This is a genomic window from Varibaculum vaginae, assembly GCF_900604285.1.
Taxonomy (GTDB): Bacteria; Actinomycetota; Actinomycetes; order Actinomycetales; family Actinomycetaceae; genus Varibaculum; species Varibaculum vaginae.
This window is the reverse complement of record NZ_UWNY01000003.1, coordinates 64,216-90,565: the sequence shown is the minus strand read 5'-3', so window position 1 is coordinate 90,565 and position 26,350 is coordinate 64,216. Positions and strand designations below refer to the sequence as shown.

Below are 26,350 nucleotides of genomic sequence, written 5' to 3'. Positions count from 1 at the left end.
TTTAGGCTCGCCCCATTCGATAGGCACCCACCGGAGCACTAGCCCGAGCAAAATCCGTTCGGGATTGTAGTAACTTCTTAACCGCCTCCTGGTTTTCTTTTTGCACACTGGCGGATAACCCCCGATGAGAACTGGATACATAGTTCAATGCCAGGACGGTACAAGCCTGTTGGAAAGCTGATAACGCCCGGCGAGCAGCAGGGGAAATAGTGCGTGCCGATTTACGGGCACGTCGCCGCCCGGAAAGAGAACACAGCATTTGCGCTTCTCGTACGTCAATCCAACCAGCCGCAATATAAGCTTGGAGTCCATTTTCTATCGCATTGCGTTGCCGCACTGAAACCACCAGGTTAATGGCTAGCCAAGTAATGAACATCGGCCCCCAAAAAAACAGGTAGGATACCAGGAAAAGCAAGGCAGAATAGGTGGCAAGTCCGTTCCAGGCGGCGTGTAGGCAAATGGCGGAAATCAGTCCGGAAACTGGAAGCACGATGCGCATTTTGGGGGAAGCCACCCGAGTAAGCGCCATCCCTAAAGCCAGACCAAAAACCGAAGTGTAGACGGTATGCCCAAAGGGACCGAGCATCGCCCGCATAAAGAAAACTACCGGAAGCTGTTCATAAAAACGTGCAAAGTAAAGCACATTTTCCGTGAAAGCAAAGCCCGCGGCCAAGATTCCCGCAATCACCACCCCGTCTAGGGGACTTTTCACCGAACGCCGCCGTGCCAACATCAGGATTAGCACTCCGCTGCCCTTGAGAGATTCCTCAACTATAGGAGCCACTATGGTGGCCAAAACGCCGAAAGACTGGAAGGGAGTGGGGCCAAAATCTACTGATTGCAGTGCTTTCCCAGAAAAAGTATTTAACGCCAAGGCACAAGCTGAAGCAATCCCCGCTCCCCAAAGAAAGGCCGCTACCAGCAGCCACCACGGTTTTGGTGCCCAACGATCTAACCAAACCATCACGATTACCACGATCGCCATGGGCAACAGCGCCGCCATCACCGCCCCAATCGTGGTGGTAACTGATTCTTCCGCAGAAATAAACAGCGCGAAATAGCTAAGACCGCCCCCCGCTGCTACCAGACACAATACCTCTAGCCAGGGGAACGATCTCATCCGGGAACGGCGCGAAGTTTTTTCTGCTCCCGGATCTACCAGCAGTGGCTGCGAAGATACCCGCTGAGAAATTGCCGGATGCGGGATCAGCGGATCTACCGGCAAGCTAAGAGCATCAAAACTGTAATCCTGCACTAGTTGTTGGGGAAGCTGCTGAAAGTTGGGCACAGGATTAGGTTGGGCGAGCTCCGCGGGCGAATATGCCGGATTCATCTGGCTCACCTATTTCTCCTTTGCTGGGCTGACTCCAGTTTAACCGGGGAAGTAATTTTTTTCTTATTGACATAAGCAAAACAAAATAACTGCCGTTATAGCTTGTTCTCCTGTTTTTGTTCCCGGCAACGTTCATAAACCGCTAAAACTTGGTCAGTGATCACCGGCCAGTCATAACGTTTTGCTCCCTGATGTCCCTGCCGAGCCAGATGGGCGGCTGCTTCCCGATTCTCACAAACTGCAATCAGGTTTTCAGCCAGTGAGTTCACATCCTCGGAAGTAAAAATTTTACCGAGCCGGCCTTGCTCTAGTACCGCAGAAAAGGCAGGGATAGAGGACGCGACTACCAGACAGTTAGCTGCCATCGCCTCTACCAGCACAATCCCAAAGGATTCCCCTCCAGTTTGGGGCGCAATATAGGCGGTTGCAGAACTAAACAACGCAATTTTCTCTGCTTCACTGAGAGCGCCTAAAAACTCTACGTTTTTCCCGTAAGATGCTAAGTTAGCCCGTGCGCGACTGGCACTTCCTGGCCCTGCGATTAAAAACCGTGCCTGGGGATAGGCCGATAAAACCAGAGGAATTGCTTCAACCAGGAGTGCTAATCCTTTGCGGGGTTCATCGAGGCGCCCTAAAAAACAGAAAACTGGCGACTCTTCGCTCTGTTGCCATTTAGGACTGGGAGTCGCCTGCGCGAAAGTCTGATAATCCACTCCGTTAGGGATAACGGTAGCATCCCCTCCCTGGTAACGTTGCAAGGTACGCCGCGCTTCCTCAGAGACTGCGATTTGTGCGCTGAGTCTTTCTTTTACCGACTGCACCACCGGTTTGCCCAAAGTGTAGAGCAGAGACCTTTCGACAGCCGCGTGAAAAGTACCCACCACCGGGCAACGCGCATGTTGCAGGGCAATTAGAGACACCGAAGGAGTGACTGGTTCATGCACATGCAAAATATCAAAATCACTGCTGGTCACCCATTGACGCGTGCGGGCTGCTACCCGAGGCCCAAACGCCAGGCGGGCAACAGAACCGTTATAGGGAATGGCGAAAGTTTTCCCCGCATTTATAAATCCCTCCTCACTATAGTCCGTTTCTACCGGGGCAAATACTGAAACTTCGTGGCCGCGCCGCCGCAGTTCCTCCGCCTGATCCCGTACGTGAAACTGAACCCCGCCCGGTACATCGTAGGCGTAGGGGCAGACAATCCCAATTCTCACCGCTGCCCCTCCTTTCGACTACGCCGGCGTGCCCGCGCTAAGCGCTCTGGATCAAGATCAGCAAGAAATAATTTTTGCAGCATAAACCAAGATTGAGGTGATTCCAAAATTATCTCCCCGACTTTCTGCGCCCAATCCCTGGTCATAGTTTCTACCTTATCGGGCTTTACCGGGCCAGCAAGGTTAATCACTATCCCCCAGCGAGAGCGCGCCGCCCTCCGCCGAGCATCTCCTAGCTTCTCTAAAGCGATATGCCCACAATAAAGGGGAGCATTGATTCTCTGGGCGAGAGCAACTGGTCCCGCTGCTACCAGCGCTTTTGAATTGCCCAGGGTAACTTCTATCCCGCTGCCAGTAATATCGCGGTCAGCGAGTAGCGGAATCAGATAGCGTTCTTCCTTTGCAGCTGCTACCAGGTTAGCGAAAGGTTTTTCACCCTTTTCTACTGCGATTATCCGCATATTTGCTTGTTGCCGTACCTGGCTAAACGCCTGGAACAAGGCTTCGGGTTTAACTCTTTCCGCCACGGTAAGTACCGGTAAGGCTTCTTTACTGGCAAAGTAACCAGCAAGATCCCAGTTTCCCGAATGGGTAAGCGCTAAGCACACATTCCCACGCGCGCAATCTTGCATAAAGGTATTCCGATCACCCTTAATCCGCACTCGAGCCAAAATCTGAGAGTTGGAAAATCTCCCCAAAAGGGCAGTCTCTGAAAATAACCGCATATAGCCCTTGAGACCGCTACGCACCGTTTTTTCGATACGGCGTTCCGGAATCCCTAAATATCGCAGATTTTTCCGATATTGCTTCGCTCCCGAAGTATCTATCCAGTAGAGCACTTCCCCAAGCAGACTTCCCATGCCTTGAGCCAAGGCCAGCGGTAGATAGGAAACTAATTTTAATCCAGTTCGTGCCAGACTAGTGCTAGAAAATAACTCAATATTCACTTATTTAAGGTGCTTTCTGACATAAATAATTCTTTGCACCACAGTCACGAAACTAGCGAACGCCACCCAGGACAGAGCCACTGAAAAACAAATAAGCGGCGCTCCCAGATCGGTTATACCTGCCCCCACCAGGGCTACCACCAGACGATCGGTCCGCTCCCCAATCCCTACTTTAGCGACTACCCCGAAGGCTTCACCACGAGCACGCACATAGGGAACCGCTGCCGCTCCCACTAGAGCGCAAATAGCAGCGATAATGGTAGCGGTGCGAATCCCTCCCGGTACAAGGCCGGTGATTGCCCAATAAAGCAAGGAACCAAAAATCGCGCCATCAGCCAAGCGATCAAGAGAAGAATCTAAAAAGGCTCCAAACTCGCTAGTTTGATTGGTAAAGCGCGCAAGCACCCCATCTAAAGAATCTGCAAAGGCAGTGACCCCAATCAAAACCGCGCCAAGAGCCAAGTAACCACGCGCCAACAAACCGATAGCGAGTGCCATATTGATAATGGTGCCAGCAACAGTGACCATATTAGGGGTTACCCCCGCTTTAGCCAGTAGCTTCGCGGGGAGAGTAAAAACAGCGCGGGCTAACCCCCGTCCATGGTTTCCTAGCATTATTTATCCTTGCCAACCAGTTGCTAGTTGCTCGCGAGCCTGTCCCAAAAGTTGCGGCACCGCTTTACAGCGGGCGATCAGCGGAAAGAAATTCGCATCCCCTGCCCAACGGGGAACAATATGTTGGTGCAAGTGACCTGCGATACCTGCTCCGGCAACTTCGCCTTGGTTCATCCCCAGGTTGAATCCCGCAGGGCTAGCCACCTGCTTGAGGGTTCTAATTGCCTTCGCGGTTACTTCCCCAAATTCGGCGCGCTCATCCTCGTCCAGGTCAATGTATTCGGATACGTGCCGGTAGGGACAGATCAACATATGCCCCGAGTTATAGGGGAAGAGGTTCATGAGGGCGAAAACTTTTTCTCCCCGATAAACAATCAGGGCGTCCTCGTCGCTACGGGCAGGGGCAGCACAAAATGGACAGTCTTCGCTTTTCTTGGTGGCTGGACGGGCCTCGCCAGAAATATAGACCTGACGGTGGGGAGTCCACAGGCGCTGGAAGGCGTCGGGAACTCCCCCGAAGCAGCGAGAATCTTCGGTCGGTAGCGCGTTAGAATCCGGCGAGGTCATCAGCTATTTCCGTTCTGCGATCGCCGCAACGACCTTGGCGATAGCCTCTTTTATCGGCACCCCGTTTTCTTGACTACCATCCCGGTAACGGAACGAGACTGCCCCCGCCTCGGCGTCCTCTCCCCCGGCAATCAGGGTAAAGGGAATTTTATCTTTGGAGGCGTTACGGATTTTCTTGCCAAACCGATCATCGGAGGTATCGACTTCTACCCGCACCCCTTGCTTGCGCAGTTGGGAGGCAACCTCGAACAGGTAGTCATTAAAGGCTTCGGCTACCGGTACGCAACGTACCTGAACAGGTGCCAGCCACGCAGGGAAAGCTCCTGCGTAGTGTTCCAGCAGCACCCCGAAGAAACGCTCAATAGAACCAAAAAGGGCGCGGTGAATCATGACGGGACGCTGGTGGGAACCATCGGCAGCCGTATAGGTAAGGTCGAAACGTTCTGGCAGATTAAAGTCCAACTGGATCGTAGACATTTGCCAGGTGCGCCCAATCGCATCCTTGGCCTGAACCGAGATTTTTGGCCCGTAGAAGGCGGCTCCGCCCGGATCTGGTACCAGTTTTAGTCCGGAAGCAGTAGCTACTTCCTCTAGAGTACGGGTAGCTTCTTCCCAGGTGTCATCGTCGCCTACGAACTTAGCGGGATTCTTGGTGGAGAGCTCTAGGTAGAAATCCTCGAGCCCGAAATCTTTTAACAGATCGAGAACGAAAGTTAGCAGACTGGCCAGCTCATCGCGCATCTGTTCCCGGGTGCAGTAGATGTGGGAATCATCTTGAGTGAATCCGCGGGCGCGGGTGAGTCCATGTACTACTCCGGATTTTTCGTAACGATACACGGTACCGAATTCGAAAAGACGCAGTGGCAATTCGCGGTAGGAGCGTCCTTTGGAAGCAAAAATTAAGTTGTGCATGGGGCAGTTCATGGGTTTCAGGTAATAGTCTTGCCCCTGCTTGGTGATATTTCCGGCCTGGTCACGCTCTTCGTCCAAGTGCATAGGCGGATACATACCGTCTGCATACCAATCCAGGTGACCAGAAGTTTTGAATAGGTCAGCTTTGGTGATGTGTGGACTGTAAACAAAGGAATATCCGGATTCAATATGCCGCTTGCGGGAGTATTCTTCCATTTCGTTGCGGATAATTGCCCCTTTGGGGTGAAATACCGGCAGGCCGGAGCCGATCTCGTCCGGGAAGGAGAACAAATCAAGTTCGCGACCTAGTTTGCGATGATCGCGCCGCTCAGCCTCACGCATACGGGTTTGATAGGCAACTAAATCATCTTTGCTGGCCCAAGCAGTACCGTAGATGCGTTGGAGGTGATCATTAGCTTGATCACCCTTCCAATAGGCAGCTGAAGACTTGGTCAGGGCGAAACCGTTACCAATATAGCGAGTATTAGGCACATGCGGGCCGCGGCACAGATCCTTCCAGGCACACTCGCCGGAACGCTCAACATTGTCATAAATGGTTAGGGTTCCCGCTCCCACTTCTACGCTGGCACCTTCGGCTTCGTCTGGGCCGTGACCTTTGGATTCGATCAGTTCCAATTTGTAGGGCTGATCGGCGAGTTCACGCCGGGCTTCATCATCACTTACTTCTCGCCGCACAAAACGTTGCCCGCTTTTCACGATTTTCTTCATCCGTTTTTCCAGGTCTTTTAAAAGCTCGGGAGTAACCGGATCTATATTGCCGAAATCATAGTAAAAACCGTCAGTAATATAGGGCCCTACCCCCAGGTTGGCATCGGGGTAAACCTGCTGCACCGCTTGGGCTAGCACATGAGTGGCGGAGTGACGAATAATCTCTAGCCCGGCTTCGCTATCAGCAGTAATCGGTTCTACCTGCGCACCCTCGGGCAAGGTACGCGCTAAATCCCAAGGCTGCCCATCTACGTTCATCGCCACGATAGTGCGATCTTTGCCCCATAGATCAAGGCCGGTGCATGTGGCAGCTACCTCTTTAGTTTCTCCTGCAATCTGGACATTGATTAGCCCTGCTGCCTGTGCTGCCACGTTTGATCCTCCTAGTTACGGATTAAGTTGTTACCTGGCTATTCTACCTGTGAGCTCATTGCGATTAAAATGAAGCCGTTTCTACTTACCCTACTAGCGGAGGGCAGTTTTACGCTCGTTGGTCGATATGCGCCCAGTCCCACTGGCGCTTTGCATTTGGGAAATCTCCGTACTGCCTTGATTGGGTGGACACTAGCTCGGCAAAGCGCCGGTCGTTTCGTACTGCGTTTTGAGGATTTAGATGCCCGTTCCCGTGCGCCTTTCCGCGACCTGCAGCTGGCAGATTTAACCGCCCTTGGGATTGATTGGGATGGAGATCCTTTGGTGCAGTCTAACTGCCGTAGCCGCTACGAGGAGGCGTTCGCCCAGCTTAAAGCGGCGGGTCTAGTTTATGAATGTTACTGTTCGCGTCGGGAGCTATCGCAAATCGCTTCGGCTCCGCATACTCCTCCGGGGGCATATCCGGGTTATTGCCGCGATCTCACTCCGGCTGAGCGCGCGAGAAAGCGGGAAGAATTAGCGGCAAAAGGGCGTGGCCCCGCTTTTCGCCTGCGCACTGACCAGCAAACTTTGACCTTCATAGATGCGGTTTACGGGACGCAAACTGGCGTGGTTGATGATTTTGTGCTGCGCCGCTCCGATGGGGTTTTTTCTTATAATTTTGTTTGTGTCGTTGATGATGCTTATCAAGGGGTAACCCAGGTGTGCCGCGGCCGGGACCTTCTATCGTCGGTTGCCCGGCAAAACTACTTGCATCAGCTATTGGGGTCTACCCCGCCCTCTTGGGTGCATGTTCCTTTAGTGCTTAATCAGAGGGGTGAGCGCTTGGCTAAACGCGATGGGGTGGTTACTTTGGCTAAACTTGGCCAAAGCGGGGTGACTAACGCTGAGATCTTGGGGCTTCTTTCTAGCTCCCTAGGATTTCCCCCGGTGGAAACGGCTAGCGAGTTCTGCCAGCAGTTTGACCTATCGAAAATGAGCCGAGAAGATTGGCGTTACCTGCCTCCGCGTTAGCAAGGAAATGATTCAGGAAGAGAAAACCTGCTGGATGCCTTGCTCGCGCATGATCTGTTTCGCTGCCTCCACCTGCTCTTTAGTGGGCACGGGGGTATCCTCTAGCCGGTAGTCCAACCCTAGATTTTCCCATTTGTCCCGAGCCATCTGATGGAACGGTAAAATCTCTAGCCGTTCCAGATTCGGCCAGCGTCGGGCAATCTGCGCAACTTTCGCAATATTTCTCGGGTTATCAGTTAGGCCAGGAACCAACACGAAACGCACCCACACCGGAACATTGGCTTCAGCGAGACGATCTCCAAAAGTGATCGTAGGGGCAAGGGCACGTCCGGTCACTTGGTGATAGGTGGATTCATCTCCACTTTTAACATCCAGAAGCACTAAATCTAGATTCTCAAGATCAGCATCAGTCAGGTTAGCACCTAAGAATCCCGAAGTGTCGAGGCAAGTGTGGATACCTTCCTGGTGACACAAACGCAGCAAATTTCGCACGAAATTTACTTGCATCAACGCTTCGCCCCCAGAAATAGTGAGCCCCCCTCCAGTGACCTTAAAAATTGTGCGATAGCGTTTAACCAGATTGAAAACGTCGGTAAGGGTGATGGCATGTCCTGAACGCATTTGGAAAGTATCCGGGTTGTGACAGTACTGGCAACGCAACGGACAACCAGATAAGAATAGGGTCATCCGGGTACCGGGGCCATCGACGGCAGTTACCAGTTCCCAGGAATGTACCGATGCTAGCTGTCCTTCGCGGACAGCCTGGTTATGCTGGAGGTGACTCATCTGCGGAGCTTCTTTCAACGCCCCTAATCCGGAGTGCCGCGTACGAGGAACCTGGTCTTCTAATGGCTCGGGCGCGTACTCCCCGGTAATCCCATCAGCACCGACACTAAATTTTTCGGTACCGCCAGTTATCTCCATTAACTCCGCCTCGCCCTGTCTGTTCCCATCAGCAATTACCAGATCTTATCAATGGTGAGGGCGGATATCCCCTTTTAAAAGGAAGATACCCGCCCTGCACTGAGATTTAAAAACTAGAGCTTGTTATGGAAAGTACGGGAAATAACATCTAGCTGTTGTTCGCGAGTTAGTTTCACAAAGTTAACTGCATAGCCGGAAACCCGTACCGTTAACTGGGGATATTTTTCCGGATTTTGCATCGCATCTTCTAAAGTATCTCGATTTAACACGTTGATATTCGCGTGGTACAGACCCTGTACTCCCCCGCGAGCTTCGCGATTTGCTTTCATGGAAGCGAGCCGCTCATCAAAAGTTTTTACACTCATGGTTTCTCCTATTTTATTTATTTCGTAAATATTTCTAGTTCTTAATCTAATCCTAAACCTGACTGCCCCTCAGTTCAGTGTCTGCGCTAAGAAAATAGCGTCAAAGATCTTCTGCGAAGCAGATCTAGGTTTCAGCAAGAATGCCCTTTGGGAATGAAACCGGCATCCATAATCCCTACCAAGTTCTGGATTTGTTCCTCTTTGGTCCGCCCCAATGAGGAGGGAACGATAGTGTTCGTCAGCGAAATGCCGTCCAAGGCGTCGTGGTAATCCAACTTGCCCACCGAGAGCATCGAGGCCAGCATGCCATGCGAATCCATTCCGTTTTCCGGGTTAGCGCCGGGAGCAAAGGGGGTTCCAGCCTCATGTCCCGAGGGGAAAGCCCCGGTAGCTTTACCGTAAACCACATTGGAGGTGATGGTAAGCACTGACTGGGTAGGAATGGCATCCCGATAGAGTTTAATCTCTTTGATCTTGTCCATTACCGTATGCACGATAGTAGCCGCAATGTCATCTACGCGGTCATCGTCATTCCCATAGCAGGGGAAGTCTCCTTCGGTGTGGTAGTCAACCACCAAACCAGTTTCGTCACGTACCGGGGTGACCTTGGCGTATTTGATAGCCGATAGAGAGTCCGCCACAATCGACAGTCCCGCGATTCCGCAGCCCATGGTACGCACAATATCGCTGTCATGCAGAGCCATCTCTAGGCACTCGTAGGCGTAACGATCATGGCAGTAGTGAATAATGTTGAGAGCTTCCACGTAGGTGCCCACTACCCAGTCCAACATTTTCTCGTAACGTTCCCACACGTCATCAAAATCCAGGGGACCGTCACCGACAATCCCCTCATATCCGGGGACTACCTGTTTACCGGTAACTTCATCGCGTCCACCATTAATCGCGTAAAGCAGGGATTTAGCTGCGTTTACCCGTGCGCCGAAGAACTGCATCTGTTTGCCGACTCTCATGGGGGAAACGCAGCAGGCAATCGCTGCGTCATCGCCCCATTGGCCACGAATCTGATCATCCGCCTCATACTGGATGGAGGAGGTTTCAATAGAAATCTTGGCGCAAAATTCTTTGTAGCCTTGCGGTAAGCGGGGAGACCAGAAAATGGTGATATTAGGTTCGGGAGCCGGCCCCAGGTTAATTAGCGTTTGCAAAAGTCGGAAGGAGGTCTTGGTGACGAGGGTACGTCCGTCCTCCCCGAAACCTGCATCGGACCAGGTAGCCCAGTAGGGGTCACCGGAAAAAATTTGGTCATAGGCTTCGGTACGCAAGAACCGTACAATCCGCAGTTTAACCACTAGGGCATCAATGATTTCTTGGGCACCCTGTTCATCTAAAGTGCCTTCTGCGAAATCGCGCTCAAAATAGCAGTCGAAGAAAGCCGAAAGGCGCCCAATAGACATGGCGGCACCGTCCTGGCTTTTAACTGCTCCCAAGTATCCAAAATAGGTCCATTGCACGGCCTCTTTAGCGTTCTTCGCTGGACCAGAAATATCGAAGCCGTAGCTGGCAGCCATGGCTTTGAGTTTCTTCAGTGCCTTAATCTGCTCGGCATGTTCTTCCCGGTAGCGCGCCCAGTGTTCACTAAAAGGTTTGTCGGCGACTTTGTCTTTGTCTGCTTGTTTCCAGGCGATTAGCTGGTCTACCCCGTAAAGGGCAACTCGCCGATAGTCACCGATAATCCGGCCGCGCCCATAGGCATCGGGCAGGCCAGTAATGATGTGAGAAGAACGAGCCGCACGAATCCGGGGAGTATAAATGTCGAATACCGCGTCATTATGGGTTTTACGGTAGCGAGTGAAAATTTCCTTTACCTTCGGATTGATTTCTTTTCCGGCTTCTTTAATCGCGGTTTCCACCATTCTCCACCCACCGTTAGGCATCATTGCCCGCTTTAAGGGGGTATCCGTTTGCAGACCGACGATTACGTCATCTTCTTCGCTAATATAACCAGGACCAAAAGCATCAATATCAGCCGGAGTGTCGGTGTCGACGTCGAACACTCGTTTTTGGCGTTCTATCGAAAGGTAATTATCCTCTAATGCTTGCCAGAGTTTGAGGGTTTTGGAGGTCGGCCCACTTAAGAAAGCAGCATCACCCTGGTAAGGGGTGTAGTTTTTTTGAATGAAATCGCGAACATCGATTTCTTTATTCCATTTCCCTTCGACAAAACTACGCCAAGCGTTATCTGTTGAAGTTTCTACGGTAGTAGACATTATTTTTTAGCTCCTCCGGCAGGATTACCGCCAGGTAGGTTACCTTATGTTACAGTCTTATTTTCTCAAATCTAAACGGATTTAACACCCCCTGGCGGATAAGTGCAACCTAACTCATAGACTTAATCCTTTATTGGCTTATCCCCAGTGGGAACGCAGCGGCTCTCCCCCATAAAAATCGCCGAGGACGCGCTGCTTATATTCCGGATAGTCACCCTCAATAATGGCTTTTCTAATCCCGTGTACCAACTGTACCGTAAAGTACTCGTTGTGGATGGTGGCCAGAGTAAAGCCCAACATTTCCTTAGCTTTAAACAGGTGATGCAGGTAGGCACTGGAAAAGTTCTGGCAGGTGTAACAGTTACAGCCCGCCACCGGAGCCTCAAAATCGCCTTTAAATTCGGAGCGGGTAAGGTTGAAACGCCCATAGCGCCCGTAAAGTCCACCGTTGCGTCCTATCCGGGAAGGATTTACACAGTCAAAGGTGTCTGCCCCGGCCTCTACCCCGGCGAAAATATCGTCCGGTTCGCTAAGTCCCAGTAGATGACGCGGCTTATCTTCCGGAAGTTCTTCGCAAACCCAATTAACAATGGTGGCCAGGTTTTCTTTTTCGAAGGCTCCCCCAATGCCAAAACCATCAAATTTTCGCCCGGCGATTTCCATCGCAGACAAATCCTGGGAGGCTTTACGACGTAAATCTTCGTATTGCGCCCCTTGGATGACTCCGTAAAGCATTTGGTAGGGTTTATCGGCGCGCTCGAGGGTAAGGCGGTCATGCTCCGTTAAACAGCGCTCCGCCCAGCGCCGGGTACGTTCCAGGGATTCCACCTGGTATTCGCGGGAGTTCAGCAAAGTGGTGAGCTCATCAAAAGCCATCATGATATCAGCGCCCAATTGGTGCTGAATCTGCATGGACACTTCGGGAGTGAACCGGTGTCGGGAACCATCCAAGTGGGATCGGAAGGTCACCCCCTCGTCATCTACATGGGCGTGGCGTTCTTTCTTTGCCGCCACTGTATGATCGGCGCGCCCTGAGCCGGTGAACTCCCCAGAGAGCACTTTCTTGTATCCCGACCCTAGGGAAAGCACTTGGAATCCCCCGGAGTCAGTAAAAGTGGGGCCATTCCAGTTCATAAAGCGGGCGAGCCCTCCTGCCTGGTCGATGATTTCCGGTCCGGGCTGCAGGTAGAGGTGATAGGCATTAGATAGGATCGCTGCTGCCCCTAGCTGTTTCATAGTCTCGGGAAGCACCGTTTTTACCGTCGCCTTGGTACCCACCGGAATAAAGGCGGGGGTGGGAATATCGCCGTGCGGAGTGTGAATAATACCAGCTCGCCCCCGCTTGCCAGGCAGCCCTGCTACTTTAGTGAAGGTCAAGGCCATACCTTTCATGCTTTTTTACCCTGGAAATCACCAGGTAAGTAAAAGGCAAACAAAGGATTTCTACCGCGCATTTATACAGGTATCCGCCCAAGAAAATATAAATGAGCAGCTGAGAGAAACTCATGATTCCCCCAAACGCAATCGTGCAAAAAACGATGGAATCGACCAGTTCGCCCGCCAGGGTGGAGGTAACAAGGCGCACCCACATATTGTTCTCACCCCACCGTTCTTTGATTTTCACCAGTACATAGGCATTCAGCCAGTTACCAAACACATATCCGGCCATGGAAGCGATCACGATGCGGGGCACAAAGCCAAGGACGCTTTGGAATGCTTCGTTATTTTCATAGGAGGCTTCGGGAGGGAGCATGCCCACTACCCAAAACGTCAGGGAGGCCATTACAGAAATCACAAACCCCATCAAGATAGCGCGTTTAGCCGCCCTAAGCCCCCAAACTTCGCTGATTACATCCCCGAGGACGTAGGTGAGAGGAAAAGTGATGGCTCCCCCGTCGAACACTACTGGCCCCAACTGAATCGCTTTAGTGGCGCAAATATTAGCGATTAGCAGGAACGCTACAAAGAAAATCACACAAATATCGAAAAGTCCACGTGGGGAGCGGGCAAAGATTGCAGCACCGCGGGCTAGCGAAGGGTTTTCTCGGTCGAGGACGGGAGCCGAAGAGGGAACATATTTTTCAGATTTTTCTAAAGTTGTCACCCGCCTAATCTAGCAGCCTCCCCGGGGTGCTCGTCCAGTTAACCCCAGGGTATGATCCGTTACTTTTTCGGCGCGGGCAGAGGTTTTATCCGAGTCAGCTAGGCGGGCGTAAAACTCGAAAAATGCCGGTGGCTTTTTCGAGTTTTTGGGCAGGAGGAAAAACCTCTGCCCCCGCTTAAGTAAATGGAACAGAAGGCTCGCTTACTTTCACGAACCGATTCTATTAGCTGTTGCCATCGGCTAGGCGTCGTAGCTGTGGCCATAGCTCCGAGGCGATAGTCCGCCGCAAATCTTCCCGCGTAGTGTCATTGACCAGTTCATAGTTGGCAATCGCGCGGCGCTGTTCCTCACTGGCTTGGGCTGCTATTCGGGCATCTACTTGCTCCGGTTCCAAGCCGGAACGTTGCTGTAAGCGTAGATAACGTTGCTTAATAGGAGCAGTTACCGCCACGATCACATCAAAAGCACGGGCATTCGGATTCTCGACCAATAGCGGAATGTCGTAAATGCCGATATCACCAGGGGTTAGGGATGCGAAGAAACGATCGGATAGAAACGAGATATAAGGGTGGGTTATGGATTCAAGGAGGCGACGGGCATCGGGATTATTAAACACAATCGCTGCTAAAGCTGCGCGATCAACGCCAGTTTCCCATTCTGGATGCTCAAAAGCACGGGCGATATCGGGAGCTAAATCCACTAAAGCCTGTCCTGCTAATTCATCGGCACTACAAGTTTTGGCTCCTAGCGCCTTTAAGGTATGTACAGTGGTAGATTTACCCGAACCGATACCGCCGGTTACCGCCACCGAGAGGGCGTTCGCCGGCGAAGCCGCCGTCCAGCGCGCTCCTCGATCCGGGTTATGGTAAATCAATAGTTCACTCACGATGCCAGCCTACCGAGCGATTCCCCTTCCACCCAAGTACATTTACTTCTGCGGGAGTGATTCGCGTATACAGAATGGCGCATTTTCTCTTGGGGAAGTGACTTTATCTATTTTCCCCAGCCGAGTACATTTTCATTCGTTTCGAAATTAATTCCATACCAAAGAATGTTTCCCTGAGGATCCTTCCAGGTGGGAAACCAGTAATACCCCTGATATTTTACATCTCTGGGGGAAAAAGAAAGTGAAGAATCTACATCACGCAAGGGAAGCAGATCGGGAACATTTTCTAGTTTCGAATCGGAATCAGTAGGATTTATACAGGCTTCCGCGGGCATTACCGCCGAATAGGTACCGTCGTTAAATCTCACTAGATTATTTCCGATTACCCTATATTGCGCCTGCTCGGTTTCGGTGGCTTGAGTTAAAAGATCATGACTAGCACCAGCAACTACCACATCATCCCAGCTAGTGTCACTGTACAAATACTTGACACTAAGTCCGTATCCTTGAGCTACAGAAAGATCTGCGGCAAATAAAACCTGAGCTATAGAACCGCTCCCACAGAGGGGACTAGCTTTGGGCGATAACAGTTTGGAATCCATTAGCTGAGGTTTATTGCTCTGTGGATCCCAAATCCACACCAGTACCTGTTGGACTGTTCCTTGATAGGTGTATTCACCCTGATCGCCCTCGGGAACTTGCCCACTAACATCTTGATAGTAAAGAACCTGGGCAAAATCTAAGTAACCGTCACCATTAATATCGGCATAAACCTTATCGTTTTGCCTAACGCCGACGGCTAGGCCTACATCCCGACTCGGATCTAAAGATGCCTTAAACCTGCCATCCGTAAGCTTGCGTGACTCGCCCTCAGCAGAAGCAATATCAATATTCTGGAAATCTACTTTTTTGATAGCATCCCAACCAGCAGGCTTTTGAGTCCCCAGATCCGGCACCCCGGGAATATCAAACCTTTGATAACTAATCTTCCCCTTGCTGTCGGTAGTACGGGTGGCCCAAATGAATTTACTATTGGCGGCCAAGGATGGTTTCCCCGGTAGACTAGTTTGCCAGATAGTCTTGCCTTTCTGCAGGTAACTAACGGTTCTACTCTGCTTGGCACTAGGGGACGCACAGACCGTAACTTGACTGTCGCGGTAGATTATCTCGCCCGCGCATTTCCCGCTTTTAGCGGCAGAGACCGAGGAATAGTCCTTCTCTCCTAATGCACCCTTACAAACTATCTGCCCGCCGAATACCTCATAGGGTTGCGCCAGACCGTTATCACAGGCAGGTAAGGTTAGCGGTTCCCCTTTAACTTTGCCATCTAAAGATAACGCTTGAGCCCGAGCACCTTCACTAGTGATGAAAATTAGCCAGATATCCACGTTTCCCTTAGCTATCACTGCCGGACTAGATTCATTAGCTATATAAGGGGTGAAAGAATCCTCTTTTAACTGCTCAGGCACCTTAACCACAGTAGAAACCGCGGGCTCTTTCCTCTTATTCATCGCCACTCGCGGATTACTGTTCTCTCCAGAAAGTACAAAGACGTAGACCGTTAACGCTAAATCTATCAACACAAGGGTTAGCAACACCGCTAGCAAACGCATCAACATACGTCCCCTGGCAGTGGCTACTGCAGAAACTTGGCTGGTTTTCATCACCATTTACCTCCCATCAAACCTATTCAACAAAAACCTAGGCTGACATTTACCACCTGCTGCCCTAACGCGTTTATTGAAAGCGGCAAGGAAAGCGAAGATGGTAGCGCCATGAAATGGGTTTTTAACAGCATGAAAAGGAGAAACCCTAAGTATGAGCCCGCAATTACAATTCCGATTACTAATAAAATAACCACGATATTGTGGGGCGAGAAAGATTCTTCGCTAGCGAGAGTCGGGCTATCACCAGCTGCGTAGTAACTAGCGGAGTAAACCGGATTTACCTGAGGAGATAACGGAGAAACCTCCCCTGATATAGCAGTGGGTGGCAGTGCTGCAGGTTGTAGGAGGGCAGGTTGTCCCGCCAACTGGGGCGGGGAAGGCAGCAACCGGTTTTGCGTCGGCACCTGTTCCCTAGGCAGTACCCGTCCTGGCGGCCCGTAGGGAGTTGAACGTTGCGTCTTCTGGCGCACAAAGCTCTTTTTACTGTCCGCGACATCCTTATCTGGCGAATTATTCATGATTTCACGCTATCAATGGTTTGATCAGAAAATTTGAAGATAGAAAAATTGCAGGAGTTTAACGGAGAAGTAAAAAGGGCGGGCAGAAGCATATAGCTTCTGCCCGCCCTAAAAGTTAAGCGTCACAACTCTTAAGTAGAGCTGCAACCAGCCTCTATTCGCCGGTTAGTTTCTCGCGAAGAGCAGCAAGAGCCTCATCAGAAGCTAAAGTACCTTCGGAATCTTCACTCTCGGTCGAGTAGCTAGCATTCTCCGCGGGATCGGGACGGGTATTGGCAGCTTCATTGTCGGCTTCTAGAGCCTTCGCTACCTGTTCCTTGTGCGCCTTCCAACGGGCTTCTGCCTGAGCGTATTCTTCTTCCCAAGCTTCACGCTGTGCCTCGTAGCCTTCCATCCATTCGTTGGTTTCTGGATCGAAGCCTTCGGGGTACTTGTAGTTGCCCTCCTCATCGTATTCGGCAATCATACCATACAGCGAAGGATCAAACTCGGTGGTGTTGGGGTCAACGCCCTCATTCGCCTGCTTGAGCGAAAGGGAAATCCGGCGGCGATCCAAATCAATGTCAATAACCTTGACAAATACTTCAGAGCCAACTTTAACGACCTGTTCCGGCACCTCTACGTGACGCTGTGCCAGTTCAGAGATATGCACCAAGCCTTCGATACCGTCCTCGACCCGAATGAAGGCGCCGAAGGGAACCAGTTTGGTAACTTTGCCCGGCACAACCTGCCCAATGGCGTGGGTACGAGCGAAGGTCTGCCAAGGATCTTCCTGGGTGGCCTTCAAGGACAGCGAAACCCGCTCGCGATCCATATCTACATCCAGAACCTCTACCGAGACTTCCTGACCAACTTCCACCACTTCGGAGGGGTGATCGATATGCTTCCAGGACAGTTCGGATACGTGTACCAGGCCGTCTACCCCGCCCAGATCTACGAAAGCACCGAAGTTGACAATCGAAGAAACCACGCCGGAACGGATCTGTCCCTTTTGCAGAGTATCCAGGAACTGGGTACGTACTTCTGCCTGAGTTTGCTCCAACCAGGCTCGACGCGACAGCACCACGTTATTGCGGTTTTCATCCAGTTCAATAATCTTGGCTTCCAGTTCCCGCCCAATATAGGGGGCGAGGTCACGCACGCGACGCATCTCCACCAGCGATGCTGGCAAGAACCCACGCAGACCGATATCCAAGATTAGACCGCCCTTGACCACCTCGATCACCTTACCGGTAACCACGCCGTCAGCTTCTTTAACCTTTTGGACATCGCCCCAGGCGCGCTCGTATTGAGCACGCTTCTTGGAAAGCAGTAAGCGACCTTCTTTATCTTCTTTCTGCAATACCAGGGCTTCAATTTCGTCGCCCACCTGGACAACGTCTTCGGGGCTCACATCATGTTTGATGGATAGTTCACGGGAAAGGATGACGCCCTCGGTCTTGTAACCGATATCTAAAAGGACTTCATCGCGGTCGACCCGCACGACAGTACCGGTGACAATGTCACCATCGCCAAAGTACTTAATAGTTTTATCGATTGCAGCAAGTAGTTCTTCTTGTGAACCGATATCATTTACGGCAACTTGCTCTAGTTGCTCATTAGAGGTGGTCATAGAGATAATTTCTCCAAAACGGACTTAATAGACAATATGGACAATTTGGCTACTGTTTTAAGCAGCCTTGTTGAGCCTATCAGCAAAAACCCTTTTAGCTCCAACTCAAAAGCCCTTGCAGCGCAGATTTACGCAAATTGTATCCGATTACACAGTGTTTTTAGACCGTGTGGGCGAGCAGCTACCTTCCTAACGCTCTTACTTTTACCGCAACAGGTATTCCACTAGTGGGCAGCACTGCGCCAATTTTCACCCACCCCAATACCGACCACCAGGGGAACTGCTAACTCTGCAGCATGACACATAGCATCCTCGACTAGCGCGCGCAGCTGGGTTTCTTCCCCGGCTGCAACCTCTAAAATTAACTCGTCATGAATCTGCAACAGTACCCGAGAACTAAGTTTGTGTGCTCTTAGCTGCTCATCTACTCGAATCATTGCTTGTTTCATCAAATCGGCAGCCGTACCCTGGATCGGAGCATTAAGGGCAGCGCGTTCAGCCATCCGTCGCAAGGTGTGATTTCGGCTCTTCAAATCAGGTAGGCGTCGCCGTCTCCCCTGCATAGTTTCGGTGTAGCCGCGCTCACGCGCCTGCTCCACAATTTCGCGCAAATAGCTGCGTACTTTCCCGAAACGCTGAAAATAACTTTCCATCAGCTTTTCGGCTTCCGGTTGCGGGATACGCAGCTGATTCGCCAATCCATAGGCCGATAAACCGTAAGCCAAACCGTAGGAAGTAGCCTTAACCTTTGAGCGCATCTGGTCATCAACCTGTTCAGATGGAATCCCGAAAATCATGGCAGCCATAGTGCGGTGCAGATCTTCACCGGTGCTAATGGCGGCAATCAGATCTTTATCGCCCGACATGTGCGCCATCACCCGCATCTCAATTTGGGAATAGTCCACGCTCATCAAATTCTCAAAACCGGATCCGCTAACAAAAGCCTCCCGGATACGTTGCCCAGCATCCGAACGTACCGGAATATTTTGTAGATTGGGATCGGCAGAGGAAAGCCTGCCTGTGGCAGTTACAGTTTGTTTAAAAGTGGTGTGAATCCGGCCATCGGCTTGCACCGCCTTTTGTAGCCCCTCCACAGTTTGTAAGAGTTTTATGGAATCCCGGTGCGCCAACAAGTATTGCAGGAAAGGATGGTGGGTTTTACTAAAAAGCCATTCCAAGGCATCCGCGTTCGTAGTGAAACCGGTACGAGTTTTCTTAGTCTTGGGCATCCCTAACTGCTCAAATAAGACTTCTTGCAGCTGTTTCGGGCTAGATAGATTCAACTCTGGTCGATCTACCTCGTTCCTGGCCGCCTGCATAGCGTCCTCGGTTTGACGTCTTAAATCGTTCCCTAAATCCCCTAACACCTGATCCGAAACCGCAATTCCGGTGTCTTCCATTCGAGCTAGAATCTCGGCAATCGGCCGTTCCATCTCTAACCAGAGGTGTTCAGCACTACCCGCGGCTAATTTATTCTGCTCAGCCCCGGCAATCTCCGGTAGTGCCACCGCCACCTGTGCAGTTTTTGTGTGAGAGTTACCAGAAAAATCTAGGGTAGTCTGTCCGCTAACTGCGGTTTCCTCCACTGCCAGAGGACGTCCCAACATTTTTCCACTCAAAAGTTCAATATCGTAGGAGCGGGCAGAAGGATCAATCAGATATCCCCCAATTTCGGTATCCCAGGCGGGCATCCCTAGCTGGAAACCAGCTCCTTTTAAGGCATGCCAGGCACTCTTCCAATTGTGAAACACGGCTTTATCAGGTTTTTCTAATAGACGTTCCAAAGCCGATATTTCATCCGCGGTACCATCAATCAAATTAATACTGGCTGCTTCATCGCCACTGGCTAAAGTAATTTGCTCCGCTTCGCCCGCCCCAGGAGTATAGACCCCCTCGACTATGATTCCTACAGAGTTGGAAAGACCCTCTATCCAGTTAGCAACCTTATTTTGGGCAATAAGTTTAACTTCCAGGGGTTTCACGCTTTCCACTGCCCCCAGTTCAAAGGCAGGAATGCTAGCTAGAGCCTCGCGAGTTCCTTGCCCAATTTGCAACTTGTCTAGCAGCCTCTCCAACTGCTCAGCATCGGCTTTCCCAAAGGTAAGTTCCTTAACTTCTACCCCTAAATCCAGGTCAGTCAGCAGGGCATTCAGTCTCCGGTTACGTTTAACATCGTCTAGATGGGCACGCAAATCTTCCCCGCGCTTGCCGCCAATATCAGCGGCACGGGCAATTACTCCCGCCAAACCATCATATTTATTTATCCAGGCAGCCGCAGTTTTCTCCCCTACCCCGGGAACACCAGGCAGATTATCTGCTTTTTCCCCCACCAAGGCGGCAATCTCCGGGTAGCGGCATGGAGGCACTCCGTATTTTTCTTGGACAGCCTGGGGAGTCATTCTTTTTAGATCGGTGATCGAACGCGAAGGATATAGTACCGTTACGTTATCGCTAGATAGCTGGAAAGTATCGCGATCTCCACTGGCTACCAGTACTTGCATTCCTGCAGCCTGCCCCCGGGTGGCGAGAGTGGCTAAGATATCATCGGCCTCGATATTCTCTTGTTCTAAAGTAGTGACCCCCAGGTGACGCAGAGCTTCTTTAATCAGCTCAACTTGCCCTAAAAACTCTGGTGGAGTCGGTTTGCGTCCTGCCTTATATTCCGGGTATTCATCGGTGCGAAAAGAATGACGGGAAACATCAAACGCCACTGCCAAATAATCTGGTCGTTCCTCTTGTAGCATTTTCACTAGCATCCGCAAGAACCCGAACACCGCATTGGTGTATTGTCCCTCTTCAGTACGGAAATTTTCGGGTTCTAGAGCGTAGAACGCGCGAAAAGCCGCGGAATGCCCGTCGATTACTAGCAGAGTTTTCTTTTCGACCATCTAATCCTCCCCGGAATGATCCTAAGCGATAGAGCCACCCCTGACTTACCAGGGAGATTTACTCGTTGCTGGGAGACTTAGCCCACCTGATCGATAACTGCCTCGGCTACCTCGCGCATACTTAAGCGCCGATTCATGGAGGTAGTTTGAATCCAGCGGAAGGCTTCCGGTTCGCTCATTTCCATATTCTCCATCAACAGCCCTTTAGCACGGTCAACCAATTTGCGGGTTTCAAACCGATCCTGCAAGTCTGCCACTTCATTTTCCAGAGATTGGATCTCGTGGTGACGGGAAACCGCAATTTCTACCGCGGGCAAAAGCTCTGCAGGGGTGAAAGGCTTGACCACATAGGCCATGGCGCCAGCGTCGCGCGCCCGCTCCACCAACTCTTTTTGCGAAAATGCGGTAAGCATCACTACTGCACAAGAGATCTCTTTCAAAATCTTCTCCGCGGCGGTAATCCCGTCCATCTTCGGCATTTTCACATCCATAACACACAGGTCAGGTTGGTATTCAAGTGCCGCCTGATAGGCAGCTTCCCCGTCCCCGGCTTCCGCTACTACCTCATAGCCAGCTTCAGTGAGGGTTTCCACAATATCCAGTCGAATCAGGGTTTCATCCTCAGCTACCAGCACTTTACGCGCCGCGCTCTGTTCTTTCTTTGCATTAGATTTCGAAGTTGCCACATATCTATATTAGACTGAAACCCGTCACGCTTTACAGTGTTACGAGAAAGCCTCGATGGCGGAATTGGTAGACGCAGCGGATTCAAAATCCGCCGTCCTTCACCGGACATGTGGGTTCGAGTCCCACTCGAGGTACCGATAAGGGATTATCCCTCCACGCTACCAGGGGTTTACCCGTTATTTTTAATCCCCCGCAAGCCCGGACTAATCTCAAGTATTATTAGCTTCTCGCCCTGGAACTTCCCGAGAAAATTTATTTATGAAACTCCACACTAATAGCTTATAAATAGGATTTATCCTTCCCAGACGAAGGGTTGAAGAACCAGGATACGTCCTCTCTATCTCTAGCAGCTAGGAATACCCGTTAGCGGACGCCAGAAAGTTTTCCAGGGGCTGTTTTCTGAAAGTTAGGAACGCTTGCGGCGCTCGCGTACCCGTACTGAAATCTGAATGGGGCTGCCGGTAAAACCATATTGTTCCCGCAAACGATGTTCGATAAAGCGGCGATAAGAGGGATCTAAGAATCCGGTAGTGAAGAACACGAACCGGGGTGGAGCCGCCGAGACCTGGGTGGCGAACATAATCCGCGGCTGTTTTCCACCCCGCACCGGATGGGGATGCTCAGCCACCAGTCTCCCCAGAAAACTATTTAGTTCACTGGTAGAAATCCGGGTTCGCCAACCAGCAAGCGCTTGCGCTAGAGCCCCTTGAATTCGATTAGTATGCCAAGCAGTTTTAGCAGAAAGATTAATTCGGGGAGCCCAATCCAAGTGGGAAAGTTGTATTTCCCATTCGCGTTCTAAGTCATGACGACGTTCCTCGTCCAGTAAATCCCATTTATTGTTTACCAACACTAAGGCTCTACCAGCGGAAATTACTTGCTCGATGATTCTGATATCAGCACTAGCGAGTTCTTGAGAAGCATCTAGCAAGACCATGGCCACATCCGCTTCCTCAATCGCTGCCTGAGTACGTAGCGAGGCATAAAAGTCGGCGCCCCTACTCTTTAGCATCCGGCGGCGAATCCCGGCGGTATCCACAAAGGTCCAGGGCACCCCGGCGATCTCGATTACCTCGTCTACCGGATCGCGAGTAGTACCCGCCAAATCATTTACCACCACCCGCTGCGAACCTGCCAAGGCATTAAGCAAGGAAGATTTGCCAACATTCGGGCGCCCAATCAGTGCCACCCTTCCGGGACTTCCCGGCATAAGCTCCTTTGAATACTGGGATTTTTCCGGTAACAGCGCCACCAGTTTGTCTAGTAAATCGCCGCTACCGAGGCCATGCAAGGCCGATAGGGGGAAGGGTTCCCCTAAACCTAGTGACCACAGGGCGGTTGCATCCGCCTCTCCGCGCTCGGAATCAACTTTATTCGCGACTAAAACGACCGGTTTATCACAGCGTTGCAGTATGCGCGCTATCTGCATATCGGTGTCGGTAGCGCCCACTTGCGCATCGGCGACAAATAGCACCACATCAGCTAGTTGGATTGAGGCTTCGGCTTGGGCAGCTACCATCTGATCCAGCCCTTTAACCCCCAGTTCCCAACCGCCGGTATCTAGTAATTGAAAATCTGTTCCCGCCCATTGAGCCGGGTAACGCACGCGATCACGGGTCACTCCCGGTTGATCTTGCACTACCGCCGCACGCCGCCCCAAAATCCGGTTAACCAGGGTTGACTTACCAACATTAGGACGCCCAATGACGGCCACTACCGGTAAAGAACCTAAATCAGGGTGCTGTTCGGTGGGGTTTTCAGCCTCCAACAATTCGTAGTCATCGTCTTGTAGCTGAATTTCGTTAAGGCTATTGGCCGAATCTGCGGGCTTTAAATCTTCACTCACGCCCTCAAGTTTAGGTGAGAGCAGGGGGCTTTGGCGAAACCTTAGCCCTGACGAGCATGGAAAGCCCGCCCCACAATCGCAACTACGGCTTCCATGGTCTCTTCTTGATTAAGATCGGAGGAATCCAGTAACTCAACTCCGGGTGCGGGAGTAGTGAAGTTATTTACTTGCGAGTCTGCCAGATCCCGCTGTATCACCGAATCGCTGCCTGCCCCCTGCTGCTGGGCGCGGCGTTGCTCACGCACTTGCGGAGAGGCAGTCAAGAGAATCTTGACATCTGCATCCGGAGCAACCACGGTAGTGATATCGCGCCCTTCAGCCACAATCCCTCTTCCAGAGGCTTTGGCAGCTTGAATAATTTGGCGCTGACGAGCAATCATCTGTTCACGCACCCCCGGAACCGCACTAACCTGGCTTACTGCCCGATTTATTTCTTCCCCGCGAAGCAAACGGGATACATCCCGTCCCTCGATGAGAATACGCGGGGCATGCGCTACTGCTTCTACCTGCATGGGAATCGAATAGGCGAGCATAGCCAGCGCCGCTGGATCATTAAGATCCGTGCCTTGCTGGAGGGCATACCAGGTTAAGGCGCGATACATAGCACCGGTATCTAAAAAGTTAGTCCCCAATTCTGCCGCGGATAAGCGGGCAATAGTCGATTTGCCTGCCCCGCTGGGGCCATCAATGGCGATTACCAGGCCAGCTCCTAGTATTTGCTGACCGATATATTGTGAACCGTCACCTGACATAGCGTTTGCACCCTTCCGAAAGCATTAATTTTGGTTGCCTAAAAGCAGCCTACACCTGTCGATAATATGCTATCTGTTAAGATTTTGGACAGCTTCCCTACTATTAATTATTGTTTTCTTCCTAGACCGATACAATTTCCCAGCCTTTTACCTGAAGTTTTTCTGCCAGCGAAGCTGCGGAGTTAGGGTCAATCGCTAGCCTCGCTACCCCGAAAGCGGCCCCCGGGGAGTGTTCCAGTTCTAAATCTTCGATATTGGTACCGGTTTCCCCGACAGCAAGGAAAAGCTGGCCTAGAGTTCCTGGCTTATCGGGAACCTTAACCATTACTTCCTGGTAGCGCCGGGGTGCTCCCCCGTGTTTACCTGGGATACGCGCCGCACCTAGGTTACCTTGCCGCATCGCCAAAGTTACCGCTCCCACCAAGCTAGGGGAAGGAATATCCACTCCGGGATGCTCGAGGGCGTGCAAAACTTGTTGCATATCATCGGCAAATCCCCGCAATACTTTTCCCACATATTCCGCATTACCGGCGATGATTGCCGCCCAAAGAGCAGGATCGGAGGACGCAATTCGGGTAGTATCCCGCAGCCCTTGCCCTGAAAGCCCTAAAGATTCTGGTAGCGCCTTCGCTAACTGTGCGGCCAACAGAGAAGATACCAATTGGGGAACATGGGAAACTAACGCCACCGATTGGTCATGGGTTTGCGCATCTAATTGCAGCGGTAGGGAACCGACATCTAAAGCGAGACTGCGCATCGCCAAAACCGCACCTGGGTCGGTTTCCTGGTTGGGTACCACCACCCAGGGGCGAGATTCAAACAGGTCTTCACGGGCAAAAGCCGTCCCAGAGCGTTCCCGCCCCGCCATCGGATGTGAACCGATATAGCGCGAAAGATCAGCACCCGCCGCCGCAACTTCCTCTAAAATTACGCTTTTTACCGAGGCCACATCGGTAACGAGGGCGGAGGGAAACTCTTTTAGCGCGGCAATTACCTGATCAGCAGCCACATCTGGCGGAGTGGCTACGATTACCAGTGCAGGGTCGGAGCCGCCCTCCTCCCATTTTTGACCTGCACCCATATCGCAAGCTAGCGCACTAACTACCGGATAAATATCTCGTAAAAATACTGGCACTCCCAGTTTGCTCAGACGCATCCCCAACGATGCCCCCAACAATCCGGCACCGATAATCAACACTGGTCCAGTAGTTCCTACCTGTGTTTTCCCGGTATTTGTTTTGGTGTTATCCATGTTTTCCAACCTAAAGATCTACGCTCTGCATCAATACGCTTAGCTCCGGTTTTGAAAGCCGACGGGTTGCCCCTAGGGGCAGAGTCCCCAGTTTCACAGTGCCATGCGCAATGCGGGATAGTTCCATCACCGGGGCTCCTACTTCTGCAAACATCCGGCGCACAATCCGGTTACGTCCCAGATGTAGCTCAATTTCCACCAGAGTTAATCCCCCGTGGTTACCTCGGATAGAAACCCGGTCAGCCTGGGCAAACCCATCCTCAAGCATGATCCCAGACCGCAATTGTTGCGCTGTTTTCCCAGTAAACTTACCTTTCACGGTGGCTAAATAGGTTTTTGATACTTCCCATGAGGGATGGGTAAGGCGATTGGCCAGTTCCCCATCGTTAGTTAGCAGTAAGAGCCCGGAAGTATCCACATCCAACCGACCCACATGGAACAGCCTTTCCCGGTAGTCGGTTAAAAATTGGGTGAGGTCGTGAGGGGCACCGCGAAGAGAAGATTCCACCCCAGTGGGTTTATTTAGGGCGATGGTGACTCGAGAATCATCGATCATCACTAGCTGCCCGTCTACATGCAGCATCACCTGATCGGGATCAACTTTGGTGCCTAGTTCACGCACTACTTTCCCGTTGACTTTTACCCGCCCGGAAACGATCAGTTTTTCGCAGGCACGCCGAGATGCCACCCCAGCGGCTGCCAAGACTTTTTGCAGCCGTTCTTCTTTACCACTTTCTGTGATGGTTTGTGGTTTTAGCACGGGAACCTGGGGGTCTTTGCGCCGCGGAGGCATTGGAGCTAGAGGAATCTTATCTGCCCGGCGCCCCTGGCGGTCGGTTCCCTCATCGCTTTCCTGATAGGAACTAAGATCAGTCAACTTGGCTTCTCCTATTGGGTTTTATTTCTTAACTGCCC

General features: G+C 51.6%; 22 protein-coding genes and 1 tRNA gene. 2 read left to right on the top strand and 21 right to left on the bottom strand.

Annotated features, from left to right (window positions below; all coding sequences use genetic code 11):
- Position 1: 1 nt before the first annotated feature.
- The 6 genes from EFB02_RS08335 to thrS all read right to left on the bottom strand — a co-directional run bounded on the left by EFB02_RS08335 (position 2) and on the right by thrS (position 6,692).
- A complete protein-coding gene (locus EFB02_RS08335) occupies positions 2-1,333 on the bottom strand; it encodes a PrsW family intramembrane metalloprotease (protein WP_234992811.1) in 1,332 nt (443 codons plus the stop codon).
- A 95-nt stretch (positions 1,334-1,428) separates the two neighbouring features.
- Entirely contained in the window at positions 1,429-2,550 is a 1,122-nt protein-coding gene (locus tag EFB02_RS08330; protein WP_122821123.1) for a glycosyltransferase family 4 protein, read from the bottom strand.
- Positions 2,547-3,497: a phosphatidylinositol mannoside acyltransferase gene (locus EFB02_RS08325; RefSeq protein WP_122821122.1), complete on the bottom strand. Its 951-nt coding sequence runs from the start codon at positions 3,495-3,497 to the stop codon at positions 2,547-2,549. The genes EFB02_RS08330 and EFB02_RS08325 overlap by 4 nt, the downstream gene beginning before the upstream one ends.
- Positions 3,498-4,112: a phosphatidylinositol phosphate synthase gene (pgsA, locus tag EFB02_RS08320; protein ID WP_122821121.1), complete on the bottom strand. Its 615-nt coding sequence runs from the start codon at positions 4,110-4,112 to the stop codon at positions 3,498-3,500.
- A gap of 3 nt (positions 4,113-4,115) precedes the next feature.
- Positions 4,116-4,679, bottom strand: a complete 564-nt coding sequence (locus tag EFB02_RS08315) for an HIT family protein (RefSeq protein WP_122821120.1) — start codon at positions 4,677-4,679, stop codon at positions 4,116-4,118.
- Positions 4,680-4,682: 3 nt separating this feature from the next.
- The gene (thrS, locus tag EFB02_RS08310) at positions 4,683-6,692 is read right to left on the bottom strand and encodes a threonine--tRNA ligase (protein WP_234992804.1); all 2,010 of its coding nucleotides are present in this window, start codon (positions 6,690-6,692) and stop codon (positions 4,683-4,685) included.
- A 69-nt stretch (positions 6,693-6,761) separates the two neighbouring features.
- On the opposite strand from thrS, the gene gluQRS reads away from it, so the two are divergent.
- Complete coding sequence (gene gluQRS / locus EFB02_RS08305; RefSeq protein ID WP_122821119.1) at positions 6,762-7,706, top strand: tRNA glutamyl-Q(34) synthetase GluQRS; 945 nt, start codon at positions 6,762-6,764, stop codon at positions 7,704-7,706.
- 12 nt (positions 7,707-7,718) lie between these two features.
- Here gluQRS and pflA read toward each other — a convergent pair whose 3' ends face one another.
- From pflA to EFB02_RS08250, 11 genes are all read right to left on the bottom strand, one after another.
- Positions 7,719-8,630 (bottom strand): pyruvate formate-lyase-activating protein, encoded by a 912-nt coding sequence (gene pflA, locus EFB02_RS08300; RefSeq protein ID WP_122821118.1) that lies wholly within the window; start codon positions 8,628-8,630, stop codon positions 7,719-7,721.
- Between the two features lie 113 nt (positions 8,631-8,743).
- Positions 8,744-8,995 carry an autonomous glycyl radical cofactor GrcA2 gene (gene grcA2 / locus EFB02_RS08295; protein ID WP_122821117.1) on the bottom strand — a complete coding sequence of 84 codons (252 nt, stop codon included), beginning with the start codon at positions 8,993-8,995 and terminating at the stop codon, positions 8,744-8,746.
- 131 nt (positions 8,996-9,126) lie between these two features.
- Complete coding sequence (gene pflB, locus EFB02_RS08290; RefSeq protein ID WP_122821116.1) at positions 9,127-11,223, bottom strand: formate C-acetyltransferase; 2,097 nt, start codon at positions 11,221-11,223, stop codon at positions 9,127-9,129.
- 138 nt (positions 11,224-11,361) lie between these two features.
- Positions 11,362-12,606, bottom strand: coding sequence for a tRNA guanosine(34) transglycosylase Tgt (tgt, locus tag EFB02_RS08285; protein ID WP_122821170.1), 1,245 nt, complete (start codon positions 12,604-12,606; stop codon positions 11,362-11,364).
- Positions 12,587-13,237: a queuosine precursor transporter gene (locus EFB02_RS08280; RefSeq protein WP_122821171.1), complete on the bottom strand. Its 651-nt coding sequence runs from the start codon at positions 13,235-13,237 to the stop codon at positions 12,587-12,589. The genes tgt and EFB02_RS08280 overlap by 20 nt, the downstream gene beginning before the upstream one ends.
- Before the next feature lie 313 nt (positions 13,238-13,550).
- A complete protein-coding gene (coaE, locus tag EFB02_RS08275) occupies positions 13,551-14,213 on the bottom strand; it encodes a dephospho-CoA kinase (RefSeq protein WP_160115407.1) in 663 nt (220 codons plus the stop codon).
- 107 nt (positions 14,214-14,320) lie between these two features.
- The gene (locus EFB02_RS08270) at positions 14,321-15,877 is read right to left on the bottom strand and encodes a hypothetical protein (RefSeq protein ID WP_147471058.1); all 1,557 of its coding nucleotides are present in this window, start codon (positions 15,875-15,877) and stop codon (positions 14,321-14,323) included.
- 26 nt (positions 15,878-15,903) lie between these two features.
- Positions 15,904-16,398: a hypothetical protein gene (locus EFB02_RS08265; protein ID WP_147471057.1), complete on the bottom strand. Its 495-nt coding sequence runs from the start codon at positions 16,396-16,398 to the stop codon at positions 15,904-15,906.
- 154 nt (positions 16,399-16,552) lie between these two features.
- Positions 16,553-18,010, bottom strand: coding sequence for a 30S ribosomal protein S1 (rpsA, locus tag EFB02_RS08260; RefSeq protein WP_122821112.1), 1,458 nt, complete (start codon positions 18,008-18,010; stop codon positions 16,553-16,555).
- A 224-nt stretch (positions 18,011-18,234) separates the two neighbouring features.
- The gene (gene polA, locus EFB02_RS08255) at positions 18,235-20,898 is read right to left on the bottom strand and encodes a DNA polymerase I (protein WP_122821111.1); all 2,664 of its coding nucleotides are present in this window, start codon (positions 20,896-20,898) and stop codon (positions 18,235-18,237) included.
- Between the two features lie 77 nt (positions 20,899-20,975).
- On the bottom strand, positions 20,976-21,584 hold the full coding sequence (locus EFB02_RS08250; protein ID WP_122821110.1) for an ANTAR domain-containing response regulator: 609 nt from the start codon (positions 21,582-21,584) through the stop codon (positions 20,976-20,978).
- 49 nt (positions 21,585-21,633) lie between these two features.
- Between EFB02_RS08250 and EFB02_RS08245 the strand changes: the two genes are divergently transcribed.
- Positions 21,634-21,719 (top strand) — tRNA-Leu (locus EFB02_RS08245).
- Between the two features lie 272 nt (positions 21,720-21,991).
- Here EFB02_RS08245 and der read toward each other — a convergent pair.
- From der to EFB02_RS08225, 4 genes are all read right to left on the bottom strand, one after another.
- Positions 21,992-23,431: a ribosome biogenesis GTPase Der gene (gene der / locus EFB02_RS08240; protein ID WP_234992802.1), complete on the bottom strand. Its 1,440-nt coding sequence runs from the start codon at positions 23,429-23,431 to the stop codon at positions 21,992-21,994.
- A gap of 41 nt (positions 23,432-23,472) precedes the next feature.
- Positions 23,473-24,183: a (d)CMP kinase gene (gene cmk, locus EFB02_RS08235; RefSeq protein WP_122821108.1), complete on the bottom strand. Its 711-nt coding sequence runs from the start codon at positions 24,181-24,183 to the stop codon at positions 23,473-23,475.
- A 121-nt stretch (positions 24,184-24,304) separates the two neighbouring features.
- On the bottom strand, positions 24,305-25,435 hold the full coding sequence (locus EFB02_RS08230; RefSeq protein WP_122821107.1) for a prephenate dehydrogenase: 1,131 nt from the start codon (positions 25,433-25,435) through the stop codon (positions 24,305-24,307).
- Positions 25,436-25,445: 10 nt separating this feature from the next.
- Positions 25,446-26,312: a pseudouridine synthase gene (locus EFB02_RS08225; RefSeq protein ID WP_234992801.1), complete on the bottom strand. Its 867-nt coding sequence runs from the start codon at positions 26,310-26,312 to the stop codon at positions 25,446-25,448.
- Positions 26,313-26,350: the final 38 nt, after the last annotated feature.